General features: G+C 61.3%; 14 protein-coding genes. 6 read left to right on the top strand and 8 right to left on the bottom strand.

The window, feature by feature from the left end; genetic code table 11:
* Window positions 1-4: 4 nt before the first annotated feature.
* The gene (locus tag ACIPOO_RS20705) at window positions 5-1,702 is read right to left on the bottom strand and encodes a glutamine--tRNA ligase/YqeY domain fusion protein (RefSeq protein ID WP_400609475.1); all 1,698 of its coding nucleotides are present in this window, start codon (window positions 1,700-1,702) and stop codon (window positions 5-7) included.
* A 273-nt stretch (window positions 1,703-1,975) separates the two neighbouring features.
* Between ACIPOO_RS20705 and ACIPOO_RS20700 the strand changes: the two genes are divergently transcribed.
* Both ACIPOO_RS20700 and lpxH read left to right on the top strand, forming a co-directional pair.
* Window positions 1,976-2,479 carry a peptidylprolyl isomerase gene (locus ACIPOO_RS20700; RefSeq protein ID WP_400609473.1) on the top strand — a complete coding sequence of 168 codons (504 nt, stop codon included), beginning with the start codon at window positions 1,976-1,978 and terminating at the stop codon, window positions 2,477-2,479.
* A complete protein-coding gene (gene lpxH / locus ACIPOO_RS20695; RefSeq protein WP_400609471.1) occupies window positions 2,476-3,234 on the top strand; it encodes a UDP-2,3-diacylglucosamine diphosphatase in 759 nt (252 codons plus the stop codon). The genes ACIPOO_RS20700 and lpxH overlap by 4 nt, the downstream gene beginning before the upstream one ends.
* A gap of 287 nt (window positions 3,235-3,521) precedes the next feature.
* On the opposite strand, the gene ACIPOO_RS20690 is transcribed toward lpxH, so the two are convergent.
* From ACIPOO_RS20690 to ACIPOO_RS20670, 5 genes are all read right to left on the bottom strand, one after another.
* Entirely contained in the window at window positions 3,522-5,054 is a 1,533-nt protein-coding gene (locus tag ACIPOO_RS20690) for a DHA2 family efflux MFS transporter permease subunit (RefSeq protein WP_400609469.1), read from the bottom strand.
* Window positions 5,055-5,117: 63 nt separating this feature from the next.
* A complete protein-coding gene (locus ACIPOO_RS20685; RefSeq protein ID WP_400609467.1) occupies window positions 5,118-6,350 on the bottom strand; it encodes an efflux RND transporter periplasmic adaptor subunit in 1,233 nt (410 codons plus the stop codon).
* Between the two features lie 10 nt (window positions 6,351-6,360).
* Window positions 6,361-7,857 (bottom strand): efflux transporter outer membrane subunit, encoded by a 1,497-nt coding sequence (locus ACIPOO_RS20680; RefSeq protein ID WP_400609465.1) that lies wholly within the window; start codon window positions 7,855-7,857, stop codon window positions 6,361-6,363.
* Complete coding sequence (locus ACIPOO_RS20675; RefSeq protein ID WP_274135028.1) at window positions 7,854-8,327, bottom strand: MarR family winged helix-turn-helix transcriptional regulator; 474 nt, start codon at window positions 8,325-8,327, stop codon at window positions 7,854-7,856. Before ACIPOO_RS20675 ends, ACIPOO_RS20680 begins: the two co-directional genes overlap by 4 nt.
* 248 nt (window positions 8,328-8,575) lie before the next feature.
* Window positions 8,576-9,181, bottom strand: coding sequence for a tRNA-(ms[2]io[6]A)-hydroxylase (locus ACIPOO_RS20670; protein WP_274135029.1), 606 nt, complete (start codon window positions 9,179-9,181; stop codon window positions 8,576-8,578).
* Window positions 9,182-9,365: 184 nt separating this feature from the next.
* Here ACIPOO_RS20670 and ACIPOO_RS20665 point away from each other — a divergent pair, with 184 nt between their 5' ends.
* Window positions 9,366-10,241 carry a universal stress protein gene (locus ACIPOO_RS20665; protein WP_400609462.1) on the top strand — a complete coding sequence of 292 codons (876 nt, stop codon included), beginning with the start codon at window positions 9,366-9,368 and terminating at the stop codon, window positions 10,239-10,241.
* Window positions 10,242-10,346: 105 nt separating this feature from the next.
* Here the strand turns inward: ACIPOO_RS20665 and ACIPOO_RS20660 are convergent, their stop codons facing one another.
* On the bottom strand, window positions 10,347-10,820 hold the full coding sequence (locus tag ACIPOO_RS20660) for a DUF1289 domain-containing protein (protein ID WP_400609460.1): 474 nt from the start codon (window positions 10,818-10,820) through the stop codon (window positions 10,347-10,349).
* A 392-nt stretch (window positions 10,821-11,212) separates the two neighbouring features.
* On the opposite strand from ACIPOO_RS20660, the gene acnB reads away from it, so the two are divergent.
* Window positions 11,213-13,813, top strand: a complete 2,601-nt coding sequence (gene acnB, locus ACIPOO_RS20655; protein ID WP_274135033.1) for a bifunctional aconitate hydratase 2/2-methylisocitrate dehydratase — start codon at window positions 11,213-11,215, stop codon at window positions 13,811-13,813.
* Window positions 13,814-14,198: 385 nt separating this feature from the next.
* Here the strand turns inward: acnB and ACIPOO_RS20650 are convergent, their stop codons facing one another.
* Complete coding sequence (locus ACIPOO_RS20650) at window positions 14,199-19,055, bottom strand: NAD-glutamate dehydrogenase (RefSeq protein ID WP_400609458.1); 4,857 nt, start codon at window positions 19,053-19,055, stop codon at window positions 14,199-14,201.
* Between the two features lie 406 nt (window positions 19,056-19,461).
* Between ACIPOO_RS20650 and ACIPOO_RS20645 the strand changes: the two genes are divergently transcribed.
* The gene (locus ACIPOO_RS20645) at window positions 19,462-19,821 is read left to right on the top strand and encodes a hypothetical protein (RefSeq protein ID WP_274135037.1); all 360 of its coding nucleotides are present in this window, start codon (window positions 19,462-19,464) and stop codon (window positions 19,819-19,821) included.
* A 211-nt stretch (window positions 19,822-20,032) separates the two neighbouring features.
* A complete protein-coding gene (locus ACIPOO_RS20640) occupies window positions 20,033-20,992 on the top strand; it encodes a MoxR family ATPase (protein WP_037013687.1) in 960 nt (319 codons plus the stop codon).
* Window positions 20,993-20,994 lie beyond the last annotated feature (2 nt).

Here is a 20,994-nt window from a genome sequence, read left to right as displayed (position 1 = left end):
TACCTTAGCTCCACGAATCGCGGAGCGTCACAGTCCGGTTGAACACCGGGCGACCTGGTTTCGAGTCCTTGATGTCCGCGCAGAAATAACCTTCGCGTTCGAACTGGAAACGGTCTTCCGGCGCAGCTTCAGCCAACGACGGTTCGGCCCGACAACCGGTCAGGACCTGCAAGGACCCCGGGTTGATGTTGTCCAGGAAGGTCTTGCCCTCTTCTGCCTTCTCCGGGTTCGCGGAGAGGAACAGGCGGTCATACAGACGCACTTCGCATTCGATGCTTTCAGCAGCCGGGACCCAGTGCACAACGCCCTTGACCTTGCGGCCTTCAGGGTTCTTGCCCAAGGTGTCCGGGTCATAGGAGCAGCGCAATTCGACGATATTGCCGTCGGCGTCTTTGATCGCTTCGTCGGCACGGATCACGTAGCTGCCACGCAGGCGCACTTCGCCACCCGGCTCCAGACGCTTGTAGCCTTTTGGCGGCTCTTCCATGAAGTCATCGCGGTCGATGTAGATTTCACGGGAGAACGGCAGCTTGCGCACGCCCAGTTGCTCGTGCTGCGGATGACGCGGCAGTTCGAGGTGGTCGACCTTGTCTTCGGGGTAGTTGGTGATCACTACCTTGAGTGGACGCAGCACGCACATGGCGCGCGGGGCGTTGGCGTCCAGGTCCTGACGGATGCTGAACTCGAGCATGCCGAAATCGACCACGCCGTCGGAACGGTTGGTGCCGATCATTTCGCAGAAGTTGCGGATCGAGGCCGGGGTGTAGCCGCGACGGCGGAAGCCCGACAGCGTCGACATGCGCGGATCGTCCCAGCCGTTGACGTGCTTTTCATCGACCAGTTGCTTGAGCTTGCGCTTGCTGGTGATGGTGTAGTTCAGGTTCAGGCGCGAGAACTCGTACTGGCGCGGCTTGCACGGCACCGGCAGGTTATCGAGGAACCAGTCGTACAGCGGACGGTGGCTTTCGAATTCCAGGGTGCAGATCGAGTGGGTGATGCCTTCGATGGCGTCCGACTGACCGTGGGTGAAGTCGTAGATCGGGTAGATGCACCACTTGTCGCCGGTCTGGTGGTGATGGGCGTGGCGAATGCGGTACAGGATCGGGTCGCGCAGGTTCATGTTCGGCGAGGCCATGTCGATCTTGGCGCGCAGCACGCGGGCGCCGTCTTCGTACTCGCCGGCCTTCATGCGGTTGAACAGGTCCAGGTTTTCCTCGACCGAACGGTCACGGAACGGGCTGTTCTTGCCAGGCTCGGTCAGTGTGCCGCGGTATTCGCGGGCCTGTTCCGGGGTCAGGTCGTCAACGTAGGCCTTGCCGGACTTGATCAGCTCGACAGCCCAGTCGAACAGCTGGTCGAAATACTGCGACGCGTAACGCACTTCGCCGGACCACTCGAAGCCCAGCCATTTGACGTCGCTTTCGATGGCGTCGATGTATTCCTGGTCTTCCTTGGCCGGGTTGGTGTCGTCGAAACGCAGGTGCGTGACGCCACCGAATTCCTGAGCCAGACCAAAGTTGACGCAGATCGACTTGGCATGACCGATGTGCAGGTAGCCGTTGGGCTCCGGCGGGAAACGGGTCACGATCTTGGTGTGCTTGCCCGAATCCAGGTCTGCCTGCACGATCGGGCGCAGGAAGTTGGTAGGGATAGCAGGGCCTGCCTTGGTGTTGGCAGCAGCGTCTTGAGTGGGCTTGCTCATAGGATCCTTGAAAACCTGACAGTCGCGGCCAGGGTAGGCCGAATAAATCAAAGCGCTTATCATAGCCGAACCTGTCAAGCCCCTGACAGCGTGCTGTGAGAAAACTGCACTGCGCGATACCCATTGGTGAGCGAGTGTTACAGGCAATGGCAGCTTTTGCTTGTTCCGCTAGCCTCTGTAGACTGCGCGTCCGGGTGAAATCGCCGGCACTTTTTGTGCTGCATGCGGCGATTGGCACGTCAAACCACGAATTCCAAAAGAGTGACCTTGAACATGTCCAAAGTAAAACTTTCCACCAACCACGGTGACATCGTCCTGCAACTGAACGCAGAAAAAGCGCCGATCACTGTCGCCAACTTCATCGAATACGTTAACGCTGGCCACTACAGCAACACCGTATTCCACCGCGTCATCGGCAACTTCATGATCCAGGGCGGCGGTTTCGAGCCAGGCATGAAAGAGAAGAAAGACAAGCGCCCAAGCATCCAGAACGAAGCCGACAACGGCCTGCCGAACAAGAAGTACTCGGTTGCCATGGCCCGCACCATGGAGCCGCATTCGGCCTCCGCGCAATTCTTCATCAACGTCGCCGACAACAGCTTCCTGAACCACAGCGGCAAGACCGTCCAGGGCTGGGGCTACGCCGTGTTCGGTGAAGTGGTCGAAGGCTCGGACGTGGTCGACAAGATCAAGGGCGTTGCCACCACCTCCAAGGCTGGCCACCAGGACGTACCGGCTGAAGACGTCGTCATCGAGAAAGCAGAGATCGTTGAGTGATACTGCTGATCTCCGATCTGCATCTGGAAGAAGGACGCCCGGACATTACCCGGGCGTTTCTGGATCTGCTGAGTGACCGGGCGCGCGCCGCCCAGTCGCTGTATATCCTCGGGGATTTTTTCGAAGCCTGGATCGGCGATGACGCGATGTCGCCCTTCCAGCGCTCGATCTGCGAAGCCCTGCGCGCCTTGAGCGACAGCGGCACGCAGGTGTTCCTGATGCACGGCAATCGCGATTTTCTGATCGGCAAGGCCTTTTGCAAGGCCGCAGGCGTCACCCTGTTGAAAGACCCGAGCGTGGTCGAGTTCAACGGTGAGCCGGTGTTGTTGATGCACGGCGACAGCCTGTGCACCCGCGACGAAGCCTACATGCGTTTGCGCCGTTACCTGCGCAATCCACTGACTTTATGGGTACTGCGCCACCTGCCCTTGAGCACCCGGCACAAGCTGGCGCGCAAGCTGCGCAGCGAAAGCCGCGCGCAGACCCGCATGAAAGCCAACGACATCGTGGATGTCACGCCTGAAGAAGTGCCACGGATCATGTCCGAGCATGGCGTGAAAACCCTGATCCACGGCCACACCCACCGCCCGGCGATTCACAAGCTGCAGATCGGCGACGACACTGCGCAACGAATTGTATTGGGGGACTGGGACCGCGAAGGCTGGGCGTTGCAAATCGATGAGCACGGCTTCCAACTCGGCTCGTTCGGGTTTGTGCCCGAGCAACCGGTGGCAATCGGACATACACCCGACTGACCACACGCCACTGTAGGAGCGCGCTTGCCCGCGACAGCGTCACCTGCAACAAAGATGTGTCTGACACGCCGCCGTCGCGGGCAAGCGCGCTCCTACAGCGGGTCAGGGCCAGACCACCCTTTCGCAGCGTCCACAGCACCTGTAGGAGTGAGCTTGCTCGCGATGGCGGTGGATCTGTCGCATCGAGGGTGAGTGACGAAACGCTATCGCGAGCAAGCTCACTCCTACAGAAGGTCGGCGGCTGGCGAATATTGTGCGGTATACGCTCTCCTACAATGGCTGGTTCATCAATGCCCTGCCCCGGGCCCTGCCTTGGCGGCAAACGGCGGTTTGGCCAGCCAGACGATCAGGATCAGCACCAGAAACATCCACCCCAGCATGTAGAAATAATCCACCGTGGACATCATGTAGGCCTGGCTGGTCACCATGCTGTCGAGCCGGGCATAGGCCTGGGTACTCGCCCCGCCCAGAGTGTCCAGGGCCTGGCGCGTCGTGGACTCATAGGTGTTCACGTTTTCGCTCAGGTACGCGTGGTGCACGTTGGCCCGGCGGATCCAGATCCAGGTGGTCAACGAGGCCGCGAAACTACCCCCGAGGTTACGCAGGAAGGTCGCCAGTCCCGAGCCGTCGGCGATTTGCGACGGCGGCAGGTCCGACAGCAGGATGCTCAAGGTCGGCATGAAGAACAGCGCAACCCCTGCCCCCATGAACAGCTGCACCAGCGCGATGTGCTCGAAATCCACCTGACTGGTGAAATTCGAACGCATGAAACAACTCGTGCCGATGGCCAGAAACGCAAGCCCAGCAAGCAGCCGCAGATCGACCTTGTTGGCATATTTACCGACAAACGGCGACATCAGCACCGGCAAGATCCCGATTGGCGCCACCGCAAGCCCCGCGTAGGTCGGCGTATAGCCCATCTGCGTCTGCAACCACTGCGGCAGGATCAGGTTGATGCCGAAGAACCCGGCGTAGCCCAGCACCAGACAGATCGTCCCGACCCTGAAGTTACGGAAGCTGAACAGGCGCAGGTTGACCACCGGATGCTCGTCGGTCATCTCCCAGATGATGAACGCCGCCAGGCCAATCACCGAAATCACCGTGCCGATGATGATGAAGTTCGACGAGAACCAGTCCAGGTCGTTGCCCTTGTCGAGCACGATCTGCAAGGCGCCCACGCCAATGATCAGCGTTATCAGCCCCACGTAGTCCATCGGTTGGCGGCTGGTGGTCACCGGCCTTGCGGCCATTTGCGTGCGCACCACGAAGGCTGCGAACAGACCGATCGGCACGTTGATGAAGAAAATCCACGGCCAGGTGTAACTGTCGGTGATCCAGCCGCCGAGAATCGGCCCCGCAATCGGCGCCACAACCGTCACCATCGCCAGCAGTGCCAGTGCCATCCCCCTTTTCGCCGGGGGATAGACGGCAATCAGCAGCGTCTGGGTCATCGGGTACAAGGGGCCGGCGACCACGCCCTGCAGCACACGAAAGCCCACCAGTTCCGGCATCGAGGTCGAGATACCACAGAGGAACGAGGCCAGCACGAACAGCACCGTGGCCCATATGAACAGCTTCACCTCACCAAAGCGGCGGCTCAGCCAGCCGGTCAGCGGCAAGGCGATGGCGTTACTCACCGCAAACGAGGTGATGACCCAGGTGCCCTGCTCGGAACTCACGCCCAGGTTGCCGGAAATCGTCGGCAGCGCGACGTTGGCAATGGTGGTGTCGAGCACCTGCATGAAAGTCGCCAGCGACAGGCCGATGGTGGTCAACAACAGGCTTGGCGGCGTAAAAGAAGCGGGAGCGTTGTTACTCATCGCGAATCCTTTGACACTCGAAAGATGCGCCAGCCCGAAGGCCGGCGCAGGGGGACAGGCGACTTAACGCTGTACGGTCTTGCCCGCGGCCTGGGCGCTGTTCTCGTGGATCAGGCGCGCAATCAGCGTGTCGGCATCGGCCAGTTGCCTGGTGTAGACGTCAGTGGTGAACGACGCCTGCTTGGGTGGCTGTTGCGCCAGCACCGGGCCGCTCTGGTCGTGCAGATTCACATCGACCACGGTGGACAGGCCGATTCGCAGCGGATTCTTCGCCAACTCCTCAGGGTTGATATGAATCCGCACCGGCACCCGCTGCACGATCTTGATCCAGTTACCCGTGGCGTTCTGCGCAGGCAGCAGGGCGAACGCGCTGCCGGTGCCGGCGCCGACGCTGTCGACGGTGCCGCTGAACTTCACGTCGCTGCCATACAGGTCAGCCTCGATGTCCACCGGCTGGCCGATGCGCATCTTGCCCAACTGGGTTTCCTTGAAGTTGGCGTCGATCCACAACTGATCCAGCGGAATCACCGCCATCAGCGCAGTGCCTGGCTGAACGCGCTGGCCCAGTTGCACGGTGCGCTTGGCGACATAGCCGGTGACCGGCGCGATCAGGGTGCTGCGCGCGCTGTTCAGGTAGGCCTGGCGCAGTTGCGCGGCGGCGGCCTTCACATCCGGGTGCGACGACACCTGAGTGTCATCGATCAATGCCGTGCTGGTGACCAATTGCTGCTGGATGTTGTTCAGGGCGTTCTGCGCGCTGGTCAGGTCATCCTTGGCGTGGGACAGCTCTTCCTGGGAAATCGCCCCGCCCGCCGCGAGGTTGCGCCGACGGTTGTAGTTGTCCTGAGCCTTCTGCACTTCGGCGCGCTGGGCCGCCAGTTGTGCCTTGATGCCGTCCACGCTGCTGTACAGACCGCGAACCTGACGCACCACCTTGCCCAGATTGGCCTCGGCGCTTTGCAGCGCGACTTCGGCGTCGTTGGGGTCGAACTGCACCAGCACCTGGCCTTCACGGACCAGATCGCCATCATCGGCGCCAATGCTCACCACGGTGCCGGTCACTTGCGGGGTGATTTCCACCACGTTGCCGTTGACGTAGGCATCGTCCGTGCTTTCGTTCCATTGGCCGTAGACCTCGTACCAGCCCCAGACGCCAAGACCGCCCAGAATCACGACGATCAGCAGACCGAACATCAGGATCTTGCGCTTGCGCGGGTTCTTCTGCGGCTGGCCTGGCGCAGCCTTTTGCGCCGAAGCTTCGTTTGTTGCGTTGTTTTCGCTAGTGGCAGTGGCCATGACGAGTACCTTAATGAGTCAGCGAAGCAGTTGACGGGACAGCTGGGGCGGCGTTTTCGCCGGGCTTGCTCTCTTCGAAGCCTCCCCCCAGGGCCTGCATCAACTGGATCGAAAGATCGATTCGTTCCGCGTTGAGATCAGCCAGTTGGCGTTGCGATTGCAGCAGTTGCTGCTCGACGCTCAGCACATCGAGGTAGTTGCCGATTCCCGATGAATAGCGCGTGACCACCGTGTCGTAGGACTTCTGAATCACGTCGGTGGCTTGCTGGCGCGCGTCGATCTGACCGCTGATCGAATGCAGCTGGCCGATGTTGTCGCTGACATCGCCCAGGGCACGCACCAGACTCTTGTTGTACTGCGCGACCGCCAGGTCGTAGTCGGCATTCCGCGCATCCAGGTCGGCGCGACGACGGCCGCCATCGAAGATCGGCAACGAGACGGTCGGCGCTACATTGAAGAAGCGGCTGGCCGAACCGAACATCGCATCGCCCAGCAGAGACTCGACTCCCGCCGATGCACTGAGGTTCAGGTTCGGATAGAAGTTGGTCTTGCTGGCGACGATGTCCTTGCTGGCCGCCTCGACTCGCCAGCGCGCAGCCACCAGATCCGGGCGACGACCGAGCAACTCGGCAGGCACCACGGATGGCAATTGCACCACCGCGGGTCTCAGCACCGAAGGTCTTGCCAGTTCTTCGCCGCGGTCCGGGCCTTTGCCCATCAGCACGGCCAGGGTGATCTTGGCCGAACGCAGGCGTTTTTCCGCATCCACCAGCGACTCACGGGAGCCCGCTTCCAGGCTCTGGGTCTGCTGGTACTGGTATTCGCTGTCGATGCCGGACTTGAAGCGGCGGGCGCCCAGTTCCAGCAACTGACGGGTACGCTTGAGGTCTTCGGCGGCCAGATCGCGGACGATGTAGGCCTGGCCCAGATCACTGTAGGCGCGGGCGACATCGGCGGCGAGGGTCAACTGCGCGGCGCGCTGGTCGATTTCGCTGGCGCGGGCCTGGCCCAACGCGGCTTCCCAGGCAGCACGCTGCCCACCCCACAGGTCGAAGGTGTAATTAAAGCTGGCGCCCAGGCTACGCAGGGTGCTGTAGCGACCGCCCTGCCCCAGCGGATCCTGATCCTTGGCCAGGCGCGAGCGGCTTACGCTGGCGCTGGCATCGACGGTTGGCATGCGCGCGGCGTCGGCGCCATAGGCCGCAGCCGTGGCCTGGTGGGTGCGGGCGGCGGCGATCTGCATGTCCGGGCTGTCGCGCAGGGCCTCGACAATCATGCCGTCGAGTTGCGGATCGCCCAGGCTGGTCCACCAGTCGCGTCGTGGCCAGGCGGCCGGCGACAGGGTGACGCCTTTGAGGCTTTGCGAAGCCTGCAGGCTGTTGGCATCGATCCCGACGCCTTCGGTGTTCAGGCCTTTGGAGTTGGCGCAACCGGCCAGTACCAGTGCGACAAATACCAGGCTCAACGACGTTCGCAACGCCGTGCCTTGCTTGAGGGCAATGTTCATCGTGCGGCAATCCGGGCAATAGTGATCGGATCGGCTGCAGCCACCAGTACCTTGGTGAGCAGCTTCTCCAGCATGGCCAGCTCGCTGTCTTCCAGGACACCGACCATCTCGTTCATCGCCTTGGCACCTATCTCGGACAGCAGATCGGCAATTTCCTTGCCCGAGTCGGTCAGCACCAACCGCACCTGGCGGCGGTCCGCCTCGGAACGGGTGCGCACCAGCAGGTCTTTCTGTTCCAGCCTGTCGAGCATGCGCGTCATCGAACCGCTGTCCAGACACAACGCCCGGCACAGGTCGGCCGGGGTTTCTGCGTCATACAGCGCCACGATCACCAGCACCTTGAACTGCTGCGCAGTCAGGCCGTGGGGTTCGAGGTGCTTGTCCAGAATGCGGTTCTTCAACAAGTCAGCGCGGCCGATCAGCATGCCAAGCAGGCTGGTCTGGAACGTCTCGGGAGTGAAATGAGCCATTGATAGTCACCAATTATCTGCCTAGGCAGTGAATGGATCAGATATTACTGCCTAGGCAGCAAACACACAATGAAACAATTTTTAAGATGCAGAGTTCCGGACGAACGTGGTTCGCCAGATGCAAGGAAGGGAGAGATGTGCGCCCGTAGCAGCACGGCTTGCCGGCGGGGGCGGTGTGTCAGACGATTATTTCGTCACAGACACACCGCTCCCGCCGGCAAGCCGTGCTGCTACAGAAAAAGGAAACCTCAGGCAGGCACACCGCTATGAAAGCGGAAATCCTCATCGGGGCTTTCGATCAGCTCGCGCTCGGCCAGGCGGACTTCTTCGATCTTGGCGTCGACATCCGCTTCATCGCCATAGAGATAGGCGAGCTTGAGGTAATCCTGGAAATGCCGCGCCTCGGACTTGAGCAAGCTGGCGTAGAACTTGGCCAGGTCCTCGTCCAGGTGTGGAACCAGCGCCCTGAACCGTTCGCAGGAGCGCGCCTCGACGATGGCGCCGACGATCAGCGCATCGGTCAGGCGGTAGGGGTTGTGATTGCGCACCAGTTTGCGCAACGAACCTGCATAGCGGGCCGAACTGATGTTGGCCATGGGAATGCCACGCTTCTTGATGATGCTGATGACCTGCTCGAAATGGCGCAGCTCTTCACGGGCCAGACGCGACATCTTGGCCTGCAGCTCGAACTTGTCGTTGTACTGGAACATGAACTGGAATGCCGCGCCTGCGGCCTTCTTCTCGTTGTTCGCATGGTCGATCAGCAGGATATCCAGATTGCGCATGGCCGCCTGCACCCAGCTATCCGGGGTGGGGCACAGCAGGAAAGCGTCGATTTCTGGATACATCTGCATAAGGTCACAACTGGCGGTATGGGCAAGGCGCAGCATTATACGGGGCTGAACGCCCAGAACCAGCCTCAGTTGCGGCAAAAGCCGTGCAGCTCGATTGGCGGCGGGCAACTATAGTCAATACAGCGAACAGTCAGCGCCCCGTCAGGTCGAAACAAGCGTGCCGTCATTCAAGGGAGATCAGCTCATGCAATCGATTCGCAGGATTCTGGTGGCCATCGAACCCAGTGCCGAAACCGACAAGGTCGAAAGCCTGGCCATGCGACGCGCCTGCCTGATCGCCCACGCAACCGGGGCCAGTCTGCATCTGTTGATTTGTGACAAGAAAAGTGACCACAGCGAGTTGCTGACCACCCTCAAGCACGACCTGCAGGCCGAGGACTTCAACGTCACCGCCGAGCAGGACTGGCACGAAAGCGTTCACCAGACCATCGTCAAGGTCCAGCAAGCGGAAGGCTCGGACCTGGTCATCAAACAGCACTTCCCCGACAGCACCCTCAAACGCGCCCTGTTGACGCCTGCCGACTGGAAACTGTTGCGCTATTGCCCCTGCCCGGTGCTGATGGTCAAGACCGACCGCCCCTGGAAAGGCGGCGCTATCCTGGCGGCGGTGGACGTCGGCAATCCCGATGGCGAGCACACTGCCCTGCACTACAGCATCATCAAGCACGGCTACAGCATCGCCGACGTGGCCAAGGGCGAGCTGCACGTCATCACGGCCCACCCCTCCCCCATGCTCTCGGCGGCGGACCCTGTGTATCAGTTGTCTTCAACCATCGAGGGCAAGTACCGCGAGCAGTGCAAGGCCTTCCAGACCGAATTCAGCATCGACGACGCTCACCTGCACATAGCCGAGGGGCCGGCCGATGTGCTGATTCCGTTCACTGCCCATCATTTGCAGGCGGCTGTGACGGTGATCGGCACCGTTGGCCGCACCGGGATTTCCGGCGCGCTGATCGGCAACACCGCCGAAGTAGTCCTCGATTCGCTGGAAAGTGATGTGCTGGTGCTCAAGAGCGAAGAATCGCTGGCGCACCTGGAAGAGCACCTGGCCCGCGCCTGAACACAACTTGCCCCGCATCGTACCCGTAGCAGCACGGCTTGCCGGCGGGAGCGATCTCCAGGACGCCGACGCCGGCAAGCCGTGCTGCTACGAGAACATGGCGGATCAAGCTCCGCCGATGGCGTCCTTGAGAAACCCCGGTGCGATGTAGCGCTCGTAATGGGCTTCGGACAGCAGGAAGAATTCCCGATCGATGGCATCGCGCAATTCCGGCAGCCCCCAATCGCGAAACTCCGGCATCAGCACCATGCCGTACGCCTCCAGATCGTTGATCATCCGCGCGCCACGGGCGATCAACTGATAGGCCCAGCAATATTCCGACTGCTGCGGCACGAAGCGGATCTTGCGCTGCTCCAGTTGCTGGCGCAGCTTGATCGCATCGAACACCTCGACCTTGGCGGTCATCACCTGCACCAGCAATTGCTCAAGACGCAGCCAGACCGCGCGCTTTTCGTCCTCGTTATAGCCATTCCAGTGAATGACTTCGTGATGGAAGCGCTTGCAGCCCCGGCACACCAGGTCGCCGTAGACGGTGGAGCAAAGCCCTACGCAGGGCGTCTTGATGATGTGATTGGGCATGGCGGAAAAACACGGCAGCGGACGAAACAGGCCTGCATGTTAGCCCTTTGTCTAACGGGGTACACCCCTGAAGATGTAGGGGCTAACTTACCTTCTGCCATTTTTTGCCGTAGAATCATCGGGCCTTTTAAGGCGCCAATGTCCGTTGGAAGCTGTTTTCAAAGCGTCACGAGCACAGTAAGTCTACCCGGCAGTACGGTTCACGACGCAGGCCACGCCTGCGTCCCCTCCTCAGAACCGCTCATGCAGGCGTAAAACTTTGAAAACAGCTTCTGTTGGAAATCGTCAGCTGCCTGCCGAAAAACTCAAAAAGTTTTGACATGCACGGCTGCGGACCTTTTCTGGATGAGCGTCCCGGACACCCATTTGGGACCACTGATGAGGGTAATACTGTGCTTGAAGCCTACCGTAAACACATCGAAGAGCGTGCCGCCCAGGGTATCGTGCCCCAGCCGCTTAACGCCGAACAAACCGCAGGCCTGGTCGAGCTGCTGAAAAACCCACCGGCTGGCGAAGAAGCTGTCCTGCTTGACCTGATCACCAATCGCGTTCCACCGGGAGTTGACGAAGCTGCTTACGTCAAGGCCGGTTTCCTTTCCGCTCTGGCCAAGGGCGAAGTCTCTTCCCCTCTGCTGGATCGCAAACGCGCTGTAGAACTGCTCGGCACCATGCAGGGCGGCTACAACATCGTGACCATGGTCGACCTGCTGGACGATGCCGAGCTGGCACCGGTTGCCGCCGAACAACTGAAGCACACCCTGCTGATGTTCGACGCCTTCCACGACGTCGCAGAAAAAGCCAAGAACGGCAACGCTCACGCCCAAGGCGTGCTGCAGTCCTGGGCTGACGGCGAATGGTTCCAGAAGCGTCCGACCCTGGCCGACAAGATCAGCCTGCGCGTGTTCAAGGTCACCGGCGAAACCAACACCGACGACCTGTCCCCTGCGCCGGACGCATGGTCGCGCCCTGACATCCCGCTGCACGCCCTGGCCATGCTGAAAATGGCCCGCGACGGTATCGTGCCTGACGTGCAAGGCTCCATCGGCCCGATGAAGCAGATCGAAGAAATGCGCGGCCAGGGTTTCCCTATCGCCTACGTCGGTGACGTGGTCGGTACCGGTTCCTCGCGTAAATCGGCCACCAACTCGGTGCTGTGGTTCTTCGGCGACGACATCCCTTACGTGCCGAACAAGCGCGCAGGTGGTTTCTGCTTCGGCAGCAAGATCGCCCCGATCTTCTACAACACCATGGAAGACGCCGGCGCCCTGCCAATCGAATTCGATGTCTCGAACATCAACATGGGCGACGTGATCGACGTTTACCCATACGAAGGCAAAGTCACCAAGCACGACAGCGACGAAGTGATCACCACTTTCGAACTGAAGACCCCTGTGCTGCTGGACGAAGTCCGCGCCGGTGGCCGTATCCCGCTGATCGTTGGCCGTGGCCTGACCAGCAAGGCACGTGCCGAACTGGGCCTGCCGCCTTCGACCCTGTTCAAGCTGCCTGAAGTCCCTGCTGCCAGCACCAAGGGTTTCACCCTCGCGCAGAAAATGGTCGGCAAGGCCTGCGGCACCGACGGCATCCGTCCGGGCACCTACTGCGAACCGAAGATGACCACCGTCGGCTCCCAGGACACCACAGGTCCCATGACCCGTGACGAACTGAAAGACCTGGCGTGCCTGGGCTTCTCCGCTGATCTGGTAATGCAGTCCTTCTGCCACACCGCCGCTTATCCGAAGCCGATCGACGTCAAGACCCACCACACCCTGCCTGACTTCATCATGACCCGTGGCGGCGTTTCGCTGCGTCCGGGCGACGGCATCATCCACAGCTGGCTGAACCGCATGCTGCTGCCGGACACCGTCGGTACCGGTGGTGACTCGCACACCCGTTTCCCGATCGGCATCTCGTTCCCGGCCGGTTCCGGTCTGGTCGCGTTCGCCGCTGCCACCGGCGTCATGCCGCTGGACATGCCGGAATCGATCCTGGTCCGTTTCAAGGGCAAGCTGCAACCGGGCGTCACCCTGCGTGACCTGGTTCACGCCATCCCTTACTACGCGATCCAGAAAGGCCTGCTGACCGTCGAGAAGAAAGGCAAGAAAAACGCCTTCTCGGGTCGCATCCTGGAGATCGAAGGTCTGGAAAGCCTGACCGTCGAACAAGCCTTCGAACTGTCCGACGCCTCGGCAGAACGTTCGGCCGCCGGTTGCACCATCAAGCTGTCCAAAGAGTCGATCGCCGAATACCTGAACTCCAACATCACCCTGCTGCGCTGGATGATCGCGGAAGGCTACGGCGACCCACGCACCCTGGAGCGTCGCGCCAAGGCGATGGAAGCCTGGATTGCCAATCCCGAGCTGCTGGAAGCCGACAAGGACGCAGAGTACGCCGAAGTCATCGAGATCGACCTGGCCGACGTCAAGGAGCCTGTGCTCTGCGCGCCGAACGACCCGGACGACGCCCGTCTGCTGTCCAGCGTTGCTGGCGAGAAGATCGACGAAGTGTTCATCGGCTCGTGCATGACCAACATCGGTCACTTCCGCGCTGCCGGCAAGTTGCTCGATCAGGTCAAGGGCCAGCTGCCAACCCGTCTGTGGCTGTCGCCGCCGACCAAGATGGACGCGCACCAACTGACCGAAGAAGGCTACTACGGCATCTACGGCAAGGCTGGCGCACGCATGGAAATGCCGGGCTGCTCGCTGTGCATGGGTAACCAGGCACGTGTGAACCCGAACGCGACCGTGGTATCGACCTCGACCCGTAACTTCCCGAACCGTCTGGGCGACGGCGCGAACGTCTACCTGGCTTCGGCCGAGCTGGCGTCCGTGGCATCGATCCTGGGTCGCCTGCCGACCGTCGAGGAGTACATGGAATACGCGAGCAAGATCGACAGCATGTCTGCCGATGTCTACCGCTACCTGAGCTTCGACCAGATCGCCGAGTTCCGTGAATCCGCAGCGAACGCCAACATCCCGGTTGTTCAAGCGTAAGATCGTAGTAAGGCGTCAAAAAAAACCCCGCTTCTGGCGGGGTTTTTTTATGGGTTGGAATTGGGTGTGAGGGTTTGTCGGGTTCGCTCGAGGCCCCTACACGGATGCCCTTCGGGCGCATCGCGGGCAAGCGCGCTCCTACATTTTTTGCAACGTGCCGCAGTCTGACAGACCCCGTTGTCCGCCTTGTGCTTTCGCTCGAAATCCAGAGCCATGCACCAAGGCTATCCACTCGGTCCCACAGGCCATAGCACGTTGCAAAAAATGTAGGAGCGCGCTTGCCCGCGATAGGCCCGAAGGGCATCCACGTAGCGCCCTCAAGCCAGGCAAAAAAAACCCCGCATCTCTCAATGCGGGGCTTTTCGTTCAATCAACCACTAAACCATCAAACCACCGCAGTCTGCCCACTCATGGCCAGATCCAGCAGCTCCCGGTTCGCAACCGCATACATCGCGTAGTCATTACCACTCGCTGCACGCAGTTCAACCAGCATCGCGTGCCAGCGCTCGACCATCGCCGAATGCTGCTCCAGCCACAGGCTCAGGCGCTCTTCCACGTTTTCCGGACCGTTCGGCATTTGCAGGACGGACACGGTGATGGCGCGCTGTTGCCAGTCGACATCGTCGCGGAAGGCTTCGCGGGCCAGGGCCTGCCAGTTGTTTTCCACCGGCAGCGCGCTGATCTGTTGCAGATACCAGGTGATGTCCAGCGAGCTGCCCAAGGCGAAGTAGACCTTGGCCACGTCGGCGGCATTCTGGCCAGTCACGTCGGACGCCTCGATGATCGGCAGCAGCGTGTACAGGTGCGTGGTGCCGGCAACCATGCGCGCCAGCAGCTCAGGTACGCCAGCCTCGACGTATTCCTGATAACGCGCCTGCCAGACATCGCGAGGCGGGCCTTCCAGCAGTTCGTCGAGCTTCAGCCCCAGTGCCGCCAGGTGCGGACCGAAGTGGGCGACGTCACGGGCGGCGTCCAGTTCGTTGCGACGGCTGCGCAGGAACCAGCGGGTGGCACGGCGACCCAGGCGCATCAGCTCATCCATCAATGCCAACTGGATTTCAGCCGAAACCTTGTAGTCCAAAGCCTCGATCTGACGGAACCAGTGCGGCAGGTGGAAGATGTCACGCACGATCACGTAGGCACCGGCCACGTTGGCAGCGCTCATGCCGGTCGATTCCTTGAGCCGCTGCACGAAGGTGATGCCCATGTGGTTGACCAGGTCGTTGGCGATCTGGGTGCTGACGATTTCCCGCTTCAGACGGTGGCGACGCATGGATTCGGAGAACTTCGCGCCCAGGGACGGCGGGAAGGCGGTTTCCATGTCGCGGGCCAGGTAGTCGTCGTCCGGCACGCGGGATTCGAGCAGCGCTTCCTTGAGGTCGATCTTGCTGTAGGAGATCAGCACCGACAGTTCGGCGCGGGACAGGCCTTTCTGCTCGGCGATGCGCTCGGACAGCTGGTCTTCGGCCGGGAGGAACTCGATGGCGCGGTCCAGCTTGCCACGGGACTCCAGGTCGTTCATCAGGCGCTTGTATTCGGCAATCCGCTCGTAGGCACGACGGGCCGCCAGCGACAGGGCTTGCGTCTGCTTGTAGTTGTTGCCGAGTACCAGATTGCCCACTTCGTCGGTCATGCTTTCGAGCAGCAGATTACGCTGCTTCTCGGTCATGTCACCGGCCTGCACCACTTCGTTGAGCAGGATCTTGATGTTCACTTCGTGGTCGGAGCAGTCCACGCCACCGGCGTTGTCGATGAAGTCGGTGTTGGTGGCACCGCCCAGCAGGCCGAACTCGACGCGACCCAGTTGGGTCATGCCCAGGTTGCCGCCCTCGCCCACCACCTTGCAGCGCAGCTGGTTGCCATTGACGCGCAGGGCGTCGTTGGCCTTGTCGCCCACGTCGGCGTGGCTCTCGGAGCTGGCCTTGACGTAGGTGCCGATACCGCCGTTCCACAGCAGATCCACCGGCGCCTTGAGCAATGCGTGCATCAGCTCGGTCGGGGTCAGTTTGTCAGCGCTGATGTCAAAGCGCTCTTTCATCTGCGGGGTGATGGTGATGCTCTTCAGGCTGCGCGGGAAGATGCCGCCGCCTTCGGACATGATGCTGGTGTCGTAGTCGGTCCAGGCCGAACGCGGCAGGTCGAACAGGCGCTGACGCTCGGCGAAGCTGGTCGCCGGGTCCGGATTCGGATCGATGAAGATGTGCAGGTGGTTGAACGCGGCCACCAGTTGCAGCTTGTCGGACATCAACAGGCCGTTACCGAATACGTCACCGGCCATGTCGCCGACGCCGATCACGCTGATGCTGTCCTGCTGGACATTGATGCCGCGCTCGCGGAAGTGGCGCTGCACGCCGACCCACGCGCCCTTGGCGGTGATGCCCATCTTCTTGTGGTCGTAACCGGCCGAGCCACCGGAGGCGAACGCGTCGCCCAGCCAGAAGCCATAGTCGATGGCGATGCCGTTGGCGATGTCGGAGAAGGTCGCGGTGCCCTTGTCCGCTGCCACCACCAGGTACGGGTCATCGTCGTCATGACGTACGACGTTGGCCGGCGGTACCAGCGCGCCTTCTTTCAGGTTGTCGGTGATGTCCAGCAGGCCGGAAATGAAGATGCGGTAGCAGGCGATCGCTTCGGCCTGAATCTCGTCGCGGGTGCCGGTGGTCGGCAGGCGACGTGGCAGGAAGCCACCTTTGGCACCCACAGGCACGATGACCGAGTTCTTCACCTGCTGGGCTTTTACCAGGCCCAGCACTTCGGTACGGAAGTCTTCTTCGCGGTCCGACCAGCGCAGGCCACCGCGGGCGACATTGCCGAAACGCAGGTGCACGCCTTCGACGCGCGGCGAATAGACGAAGATTTCGAACTTCGGCACCGGCTTGGGCAGCTCGGGGATCAGGCGCGGGTTGAACTTGAAGCTGAAGTAGCTCTTGTTCTGGCCGTTGGCGTCGGTCTGGTAGAAGTTGGTGCGCATGGTCGCCTTGATCAGGTCAAGGTAACGACGCAGGATGCGGTCTTCGTTGAGCACCTGGACATCGTCCAGCGCCGAGAGAATCGCGGTTTCCAGACGCTGTTGCATGTCGTCCAGATCGCCACCGGACAGCTTGCGCGCCAGGTAGAAGCGGGTCTTGAACAGACGGGTCAGCTCGCGGGCGATGTCGGCGTGGTTGTTCAGGGTGCTGGCGATGTAGCCCAGGTCGAAGCCCAGACGAATCTGCTTGAGGTAACGGGCGTAGGCACGCAGCAGCGCCACGTCGCGCCACGGCAGGCCGGCAGTCAGCACCAGGCGGTTGAACGCATCGTTCTCGGCGTCGCCGCGCACGATGTGCACGAACGCGTCCTGGAAGGTGTCGTTGAGCTGCTGCAGATCCAGGTTCAGGCCTTCGGCGTAGGTGAAGGCGAAGTCATGAATCCAGAACTCGCGACCGTTGGTGTGACGCAGGCGATACGGGAATTCGCCCAGCACGCGCAGGCCGAGGTTTTCCAGGATCGGCAGCACGTCGGACAGCGCCAGCGGGGTGTCGGCGTGGTACAGCTTGCAGTGCAACTGCGCCTTGTCGCCCGACAGCGGCTGATAAAAGCTCATGACCAGCGGCTTGGCTTCGGACAGATTCAGCACATGCTGCATGTCGACCACGGCCGAGTGCGCGGCGAAACGCTCGCGGTAGCCTGCCGGGAAGCCTTTCGGGAAGTCGGCCAGCACGTTGGTGCCCTGGGCTTCGCCGAAGCTTTCGACAACCAGGCTTGCGTAGTCGTCGTTCCACGAACGGCAGGCCTGGATGACTTCGTTTTCCAGTTGTTGCGGGTCGATGTCCAGGGTGACTTTCGGGTCAACGCGAAGGATCAACTGCACGCGCGCCAGCACCGACTCGGAGAAGAAGGTCCAGAACTCGCAGTCGCTGGCCTTCAGGCGCTCCATCAGGACCTGCTGGATCTTCTGGCGCACTTCGGTGGAGTAGATGTCACGCGGCACATAGGCCAGGCAGTAGCAGAAACGCCCGTACGGATCCTTGCGCAGGAACACGCGGATCTTGTTGCGCTCCTGGATCTGCACGATGGACATGACGGTGGTGAACAGCTCGTCCACCGGGGTCTGGAACAGGTCGTCACGGGGCAGCACTTCAACGACCTGAGCCAGTTCCTTGCCCAGGTGCGCCTTGGCGTCGAAACCGGAACGGCGCTCGACTTCGGCGACCTTGCGGCGAATGTACGGGATGTTGCGCACGCTTTCGCCATACACCGAGGAGGTGTACAGACCCATGAAACGGCATTCCTTGATGACCTTGCCGCTGGCGTCGATCATGCGGATCGACACGTAGTCAGGGTACGCCGGACGGTGCACGCGGCTTGGGTGCGCGGCCTTGGCAAAGGACAGCAGGGTCGGCTCATGCAGGTAGTTCACCGCATAGCCTTCGATGTGCAGGTCTTCAGGGGTGAGGCCTGCGCGCAGCAGTTTGGTCAGGCCCAGGAACGAGGCCGGATCGTAGGTCAGCTGGCCACCTTCGCCGTCGCCATCGACGGTGAATTCTTCGTAGCCCAGGAAGGTGAAATGGTTGTTCACCAGCCACTCGAGGAACACCTTGACCTCGGCCTTCTCGTCCGGATCGACGGCATATTCAGTGGCATCGATGCTCGCCAGCAGGTCATTGACCTTGGCTTTCATCGGCAGGAAGTCTTCTACCGCAACCCGCACCTCGCCCAGCACCTGCTCCAGTTCGCGTGCCAGCACATTGAGTTCGGCAGCGTTGGCGCAACGGTCGATTTCCAGATACATCAGCGATTCTTGCAGCACGCCCTCGCCCAGGGTGCCTTTTGGCAGCACTTCGAGCAGTTGGCCCTTGGCATCGCGACGCACGCTCAGCACGGTGGTCTGCAGGGTGTGGATGCTGTAGCCGCGGCGGTTCAGCTCGGTACGCACCGAGTCCACCAGGAACGGCAGGTCGTGGTGCAGCACTTCAACGGCGGTATGGGTGGATTGCCAGCCGTGACGCTCGTAATCAGGGTTGTACACGCGTACCTGCGGGGTGCCGTGCTCGAAACGCTCGAGCAGGCGCCAGGCAGACAGGGTGCAACCGGCAAGGTCGGAAAGCCTGCGCTGGGTGAGTTCGTCCAGAGAGATGATGCCGAAGAACTGATCGGCGAACAGCGCCACTTGTGGCAGTGCCTGTTCGCTGATGTGCTGGGCCAGTGCCGCTCGCAGTTGGTGCTGGAAGTCGGACTTGCTGGCTGCGGTGAAGAACGCCATCTGTGATACTCCGCTTGGCTTGGCTTTTATATAGGAGAGATGCGTGTTTCGGGGTCGTTCATGTGTGTCTGCGTGTCAGTTTCGCGTCTGATCGATGATAGTCAGCAAATCGTGACAACGATGAATTCATGCACACATGCCCTTGTAGTAACGCTCGTCGTGTGCGCGTAGTCACAATGCCCCCCGAGTGAACCTGGGTGCGGCAACTGGCCGCACGTCCGTTCATCTGCTGCGAAGCTTAACGAGAGCAACCCCGGGTGGCTTGCAGGGCTGCGACATACTCGGACATCGGGTTGCCATCCGGCATGGCCCATGCCGAACAGGAATAGTTATAGATGGGGAGCTAAATTCATCCGGGGCTGGCAAAATCAAAGCTTGTCCCGAACCGAACCACAGGATGCACACCATGCACATGACCACCGACAGCTTCATCTACAACCCCTGCGATGAAGAAGAAGACGACATGGCGCTGGTCTGCTGCCATGGCGACAACGGCGACCTGTTCCTGCTGGCGCGATTTCCGGATGAGGATGAAGTGGACATCACCTTTCGCGATGACACCATTCATGTCGAATCGAATCTGAAAGTCACCCTTTCTGCCACCCGGCTCAGCGTGCAGGTCGATGCGGCCGACGCCCAGCCTTTCGGCGGCGAGCACAGCTTCGACATCGACCACACCACCCCTGAGGGCGAGCTGGCCGAACTGGACGCCACGCTAAGGATCATCCTCAAGGATGTCGGCACCTACGTCAGCGAAATCGGCTGATTCCCTGCGCCTTGTGACAGCGGCTCCATGCCGGCACAGGGAGAAAACCCGTAACCTGTAAGACAATTCTGGTTTTTGCCCGGTAAACAGCGCCAAACACTGAAAAAACCCCTTGGCCGATTAGTCGCCGCACCCTCGGATGGATTAAAGTAACGCCCCCAGCTTCGGTGCCGTCTTGGCGCCGCTGCGTACCTGTCAGGAACCGTCATCGATGGAACATCGTGAAGCGTTGATCGCGCTGCGAACCTTTCTCTCCACTCAGATTCTGGGGCAGGAGAAACTGGTCGAGCGCCTGTTGATCGCGCTGCTTGCCGATGGCCACATGCTGGTCGAGGGCGCTCCGGGCCTGGCCAAGACCAAGGCGATCAAGGAACTGGCCGAGGGCATCGAGGCGCAGTTCCACCGCATCCAGTTCACCCCTGACCTGCTGCCCGCCGACATCACCGGTACCGAGATCTACCGCCCGGAAACCGGCAGCTTCGTGTTCCAGCAGGGGCCGATCTTCCATAACCTGGTGCTGGCGGACGAAATCAACCGGGCACCGGCCAAGGTGCAGTCGGCGCTGCTGGAAGCCATGGCCGAGCGCCAGGTCAGCGTGGGCCGCAGCACCTATGACCTGTCGCCGCTGTTCCTGGTGATGGCCACGCAGAACCCCATCGAGCAGGAAGGCACCTACCCGCTGCCCGAAGCCCAGCTCGACCGCTTCCTGATGCACGTCAAGATCGGCTTCCCCGACGCCACCGTCGAACGCAAGATCCTGCAACAGGCCCGCGGCGAAGCGCTGAACGGCGAAACCAAGCCCGAGCGTCGTGTCAGCCAGCAGGCGATCTTCGCCGCACGCAAGGAAATCCTCGGCCTGTACATGGCCGATGCGGTGGAGGAATACCTGGTGCAACTGGTCATGGCCACCCGCACCCCGGCCAAGTTCGACGCCGAACTGGCCGAGTGGATCGGCTATGGCGCCAGTCCCCGTGGCTCGATCTCCCTGGACCGCTGCGCCCGGGCCCACGCCTGGCTCGCCGGCCGCGACTTCGTCAGCCCCGAAGACATCCAGGCGATGGTCTTCGACGTGTTGCGCCATCGCATCATCCTGTCCTTCGAAGCGGAAGCGGCAGGCATCGACCAGGACCGCGTGATCCAGCGCATTCTCGACGTCGTTGCCGTCGCCTGACC

Source organism: Pseudomonas sp. NPDC090201 (assembly GCF_044746825.1).
Classification (GTDB): Bacteria; Pseudomonadota; Gammaproteobacteria; order Pseudomonadales; family Pseudomonadaceae; genus Aquipseudomonas; species Aquipseudomonas putida_AD.
The sequence above is the reverse complement of the archived record's forward strand: the minus strand, read 5'-3'. Positions and strand labels throughout refer to the sequence as shown.

Coding starts and splice junctions, on each gene's coding strand:
- ACIPOO_RS20705 (WP_400609475.1), bottom strand. CDS start 1,702: ATGAGCAAGCCCACTCAAGACGCTGCTGCCAACACCAAGGCAGGCCCT.
- ACIPOO_RS20700 (WP_400609473.1), top strand. CDS start 1,976: ATGTCCAAAGTAAAACTTTCCACCAACCACGGTGACATCGTCCTGCAA.
- ACIPOO_RS20690 (WP_400609469.1), bottom strand. CDS start 5,054: ATGAGTAACAACGCTCCCGCTTCTTTTACGCCGCCAAGCCTGTTGTTG.
- ACIPOO_RS20685 (WP_400609467.1), bottom strand. CDS start 6,350: ATGGCCACTGCCACTAGCGAAAACAACGCAACAAACGAAGCTTCGGCG.
- ACIPOO_RS20680 (WP_400609465.1), bottom strand. CDS start 7,857: ATGAACATTGCCCTCAAGCAAGGCACGGCGTTGCGAACGTCGTTGAGC.
- ACIPOO_RS20675 (WP_274135028.1), bottom strand. CDS start 8,327: ATGGCTCATTTCACTCCCGAGACGTTCCAGACCAGCCTGCTTGGCATG.
- ACIPOO_RS20670 (WP_274135029.1), bottom strand. CDS start 9,181: ATGCAGATGTATCCAGAAATCGACGCTTTCCTGCTGTGCCCCACCCCG.
- ACIPOO_RS20665 (WP_400609462.1), top strand. CDS start 9,366: ATGCAATCGATTCGCAGGATTCTGGTGGCCATCGAACCCAGTGCCGAA.
- ACIPOO_RS20660 (WP_400609460.1), bottom strand. CDS start 10,820: ATGCCCAATCACATCATCAAGACGCCCTGCGTAGGGCTTTGCTCCACC.
- ACIPOO_RS20650 (WP_400609458.1), bottom strand. CDS start 19,055: ATGGCGTTCTTCACCGCAGCCAGCAAGTCCGACTTCCAGCACCAACTG.
- ACIPOO_RS20645 (WP_274135037.1), top strand. CDS start 19,462: ATGCACATGACCACCGACAGCTTCATCTACAACCCCTGCGATGAAGAA.
- ACIPOO_RS20640 (WP_037013687.1), top strand. CDS start 20,033: ATGGAACATCGTGAAGCGTTGATCGCGCTGCGAACCTTTCTCTCCACT.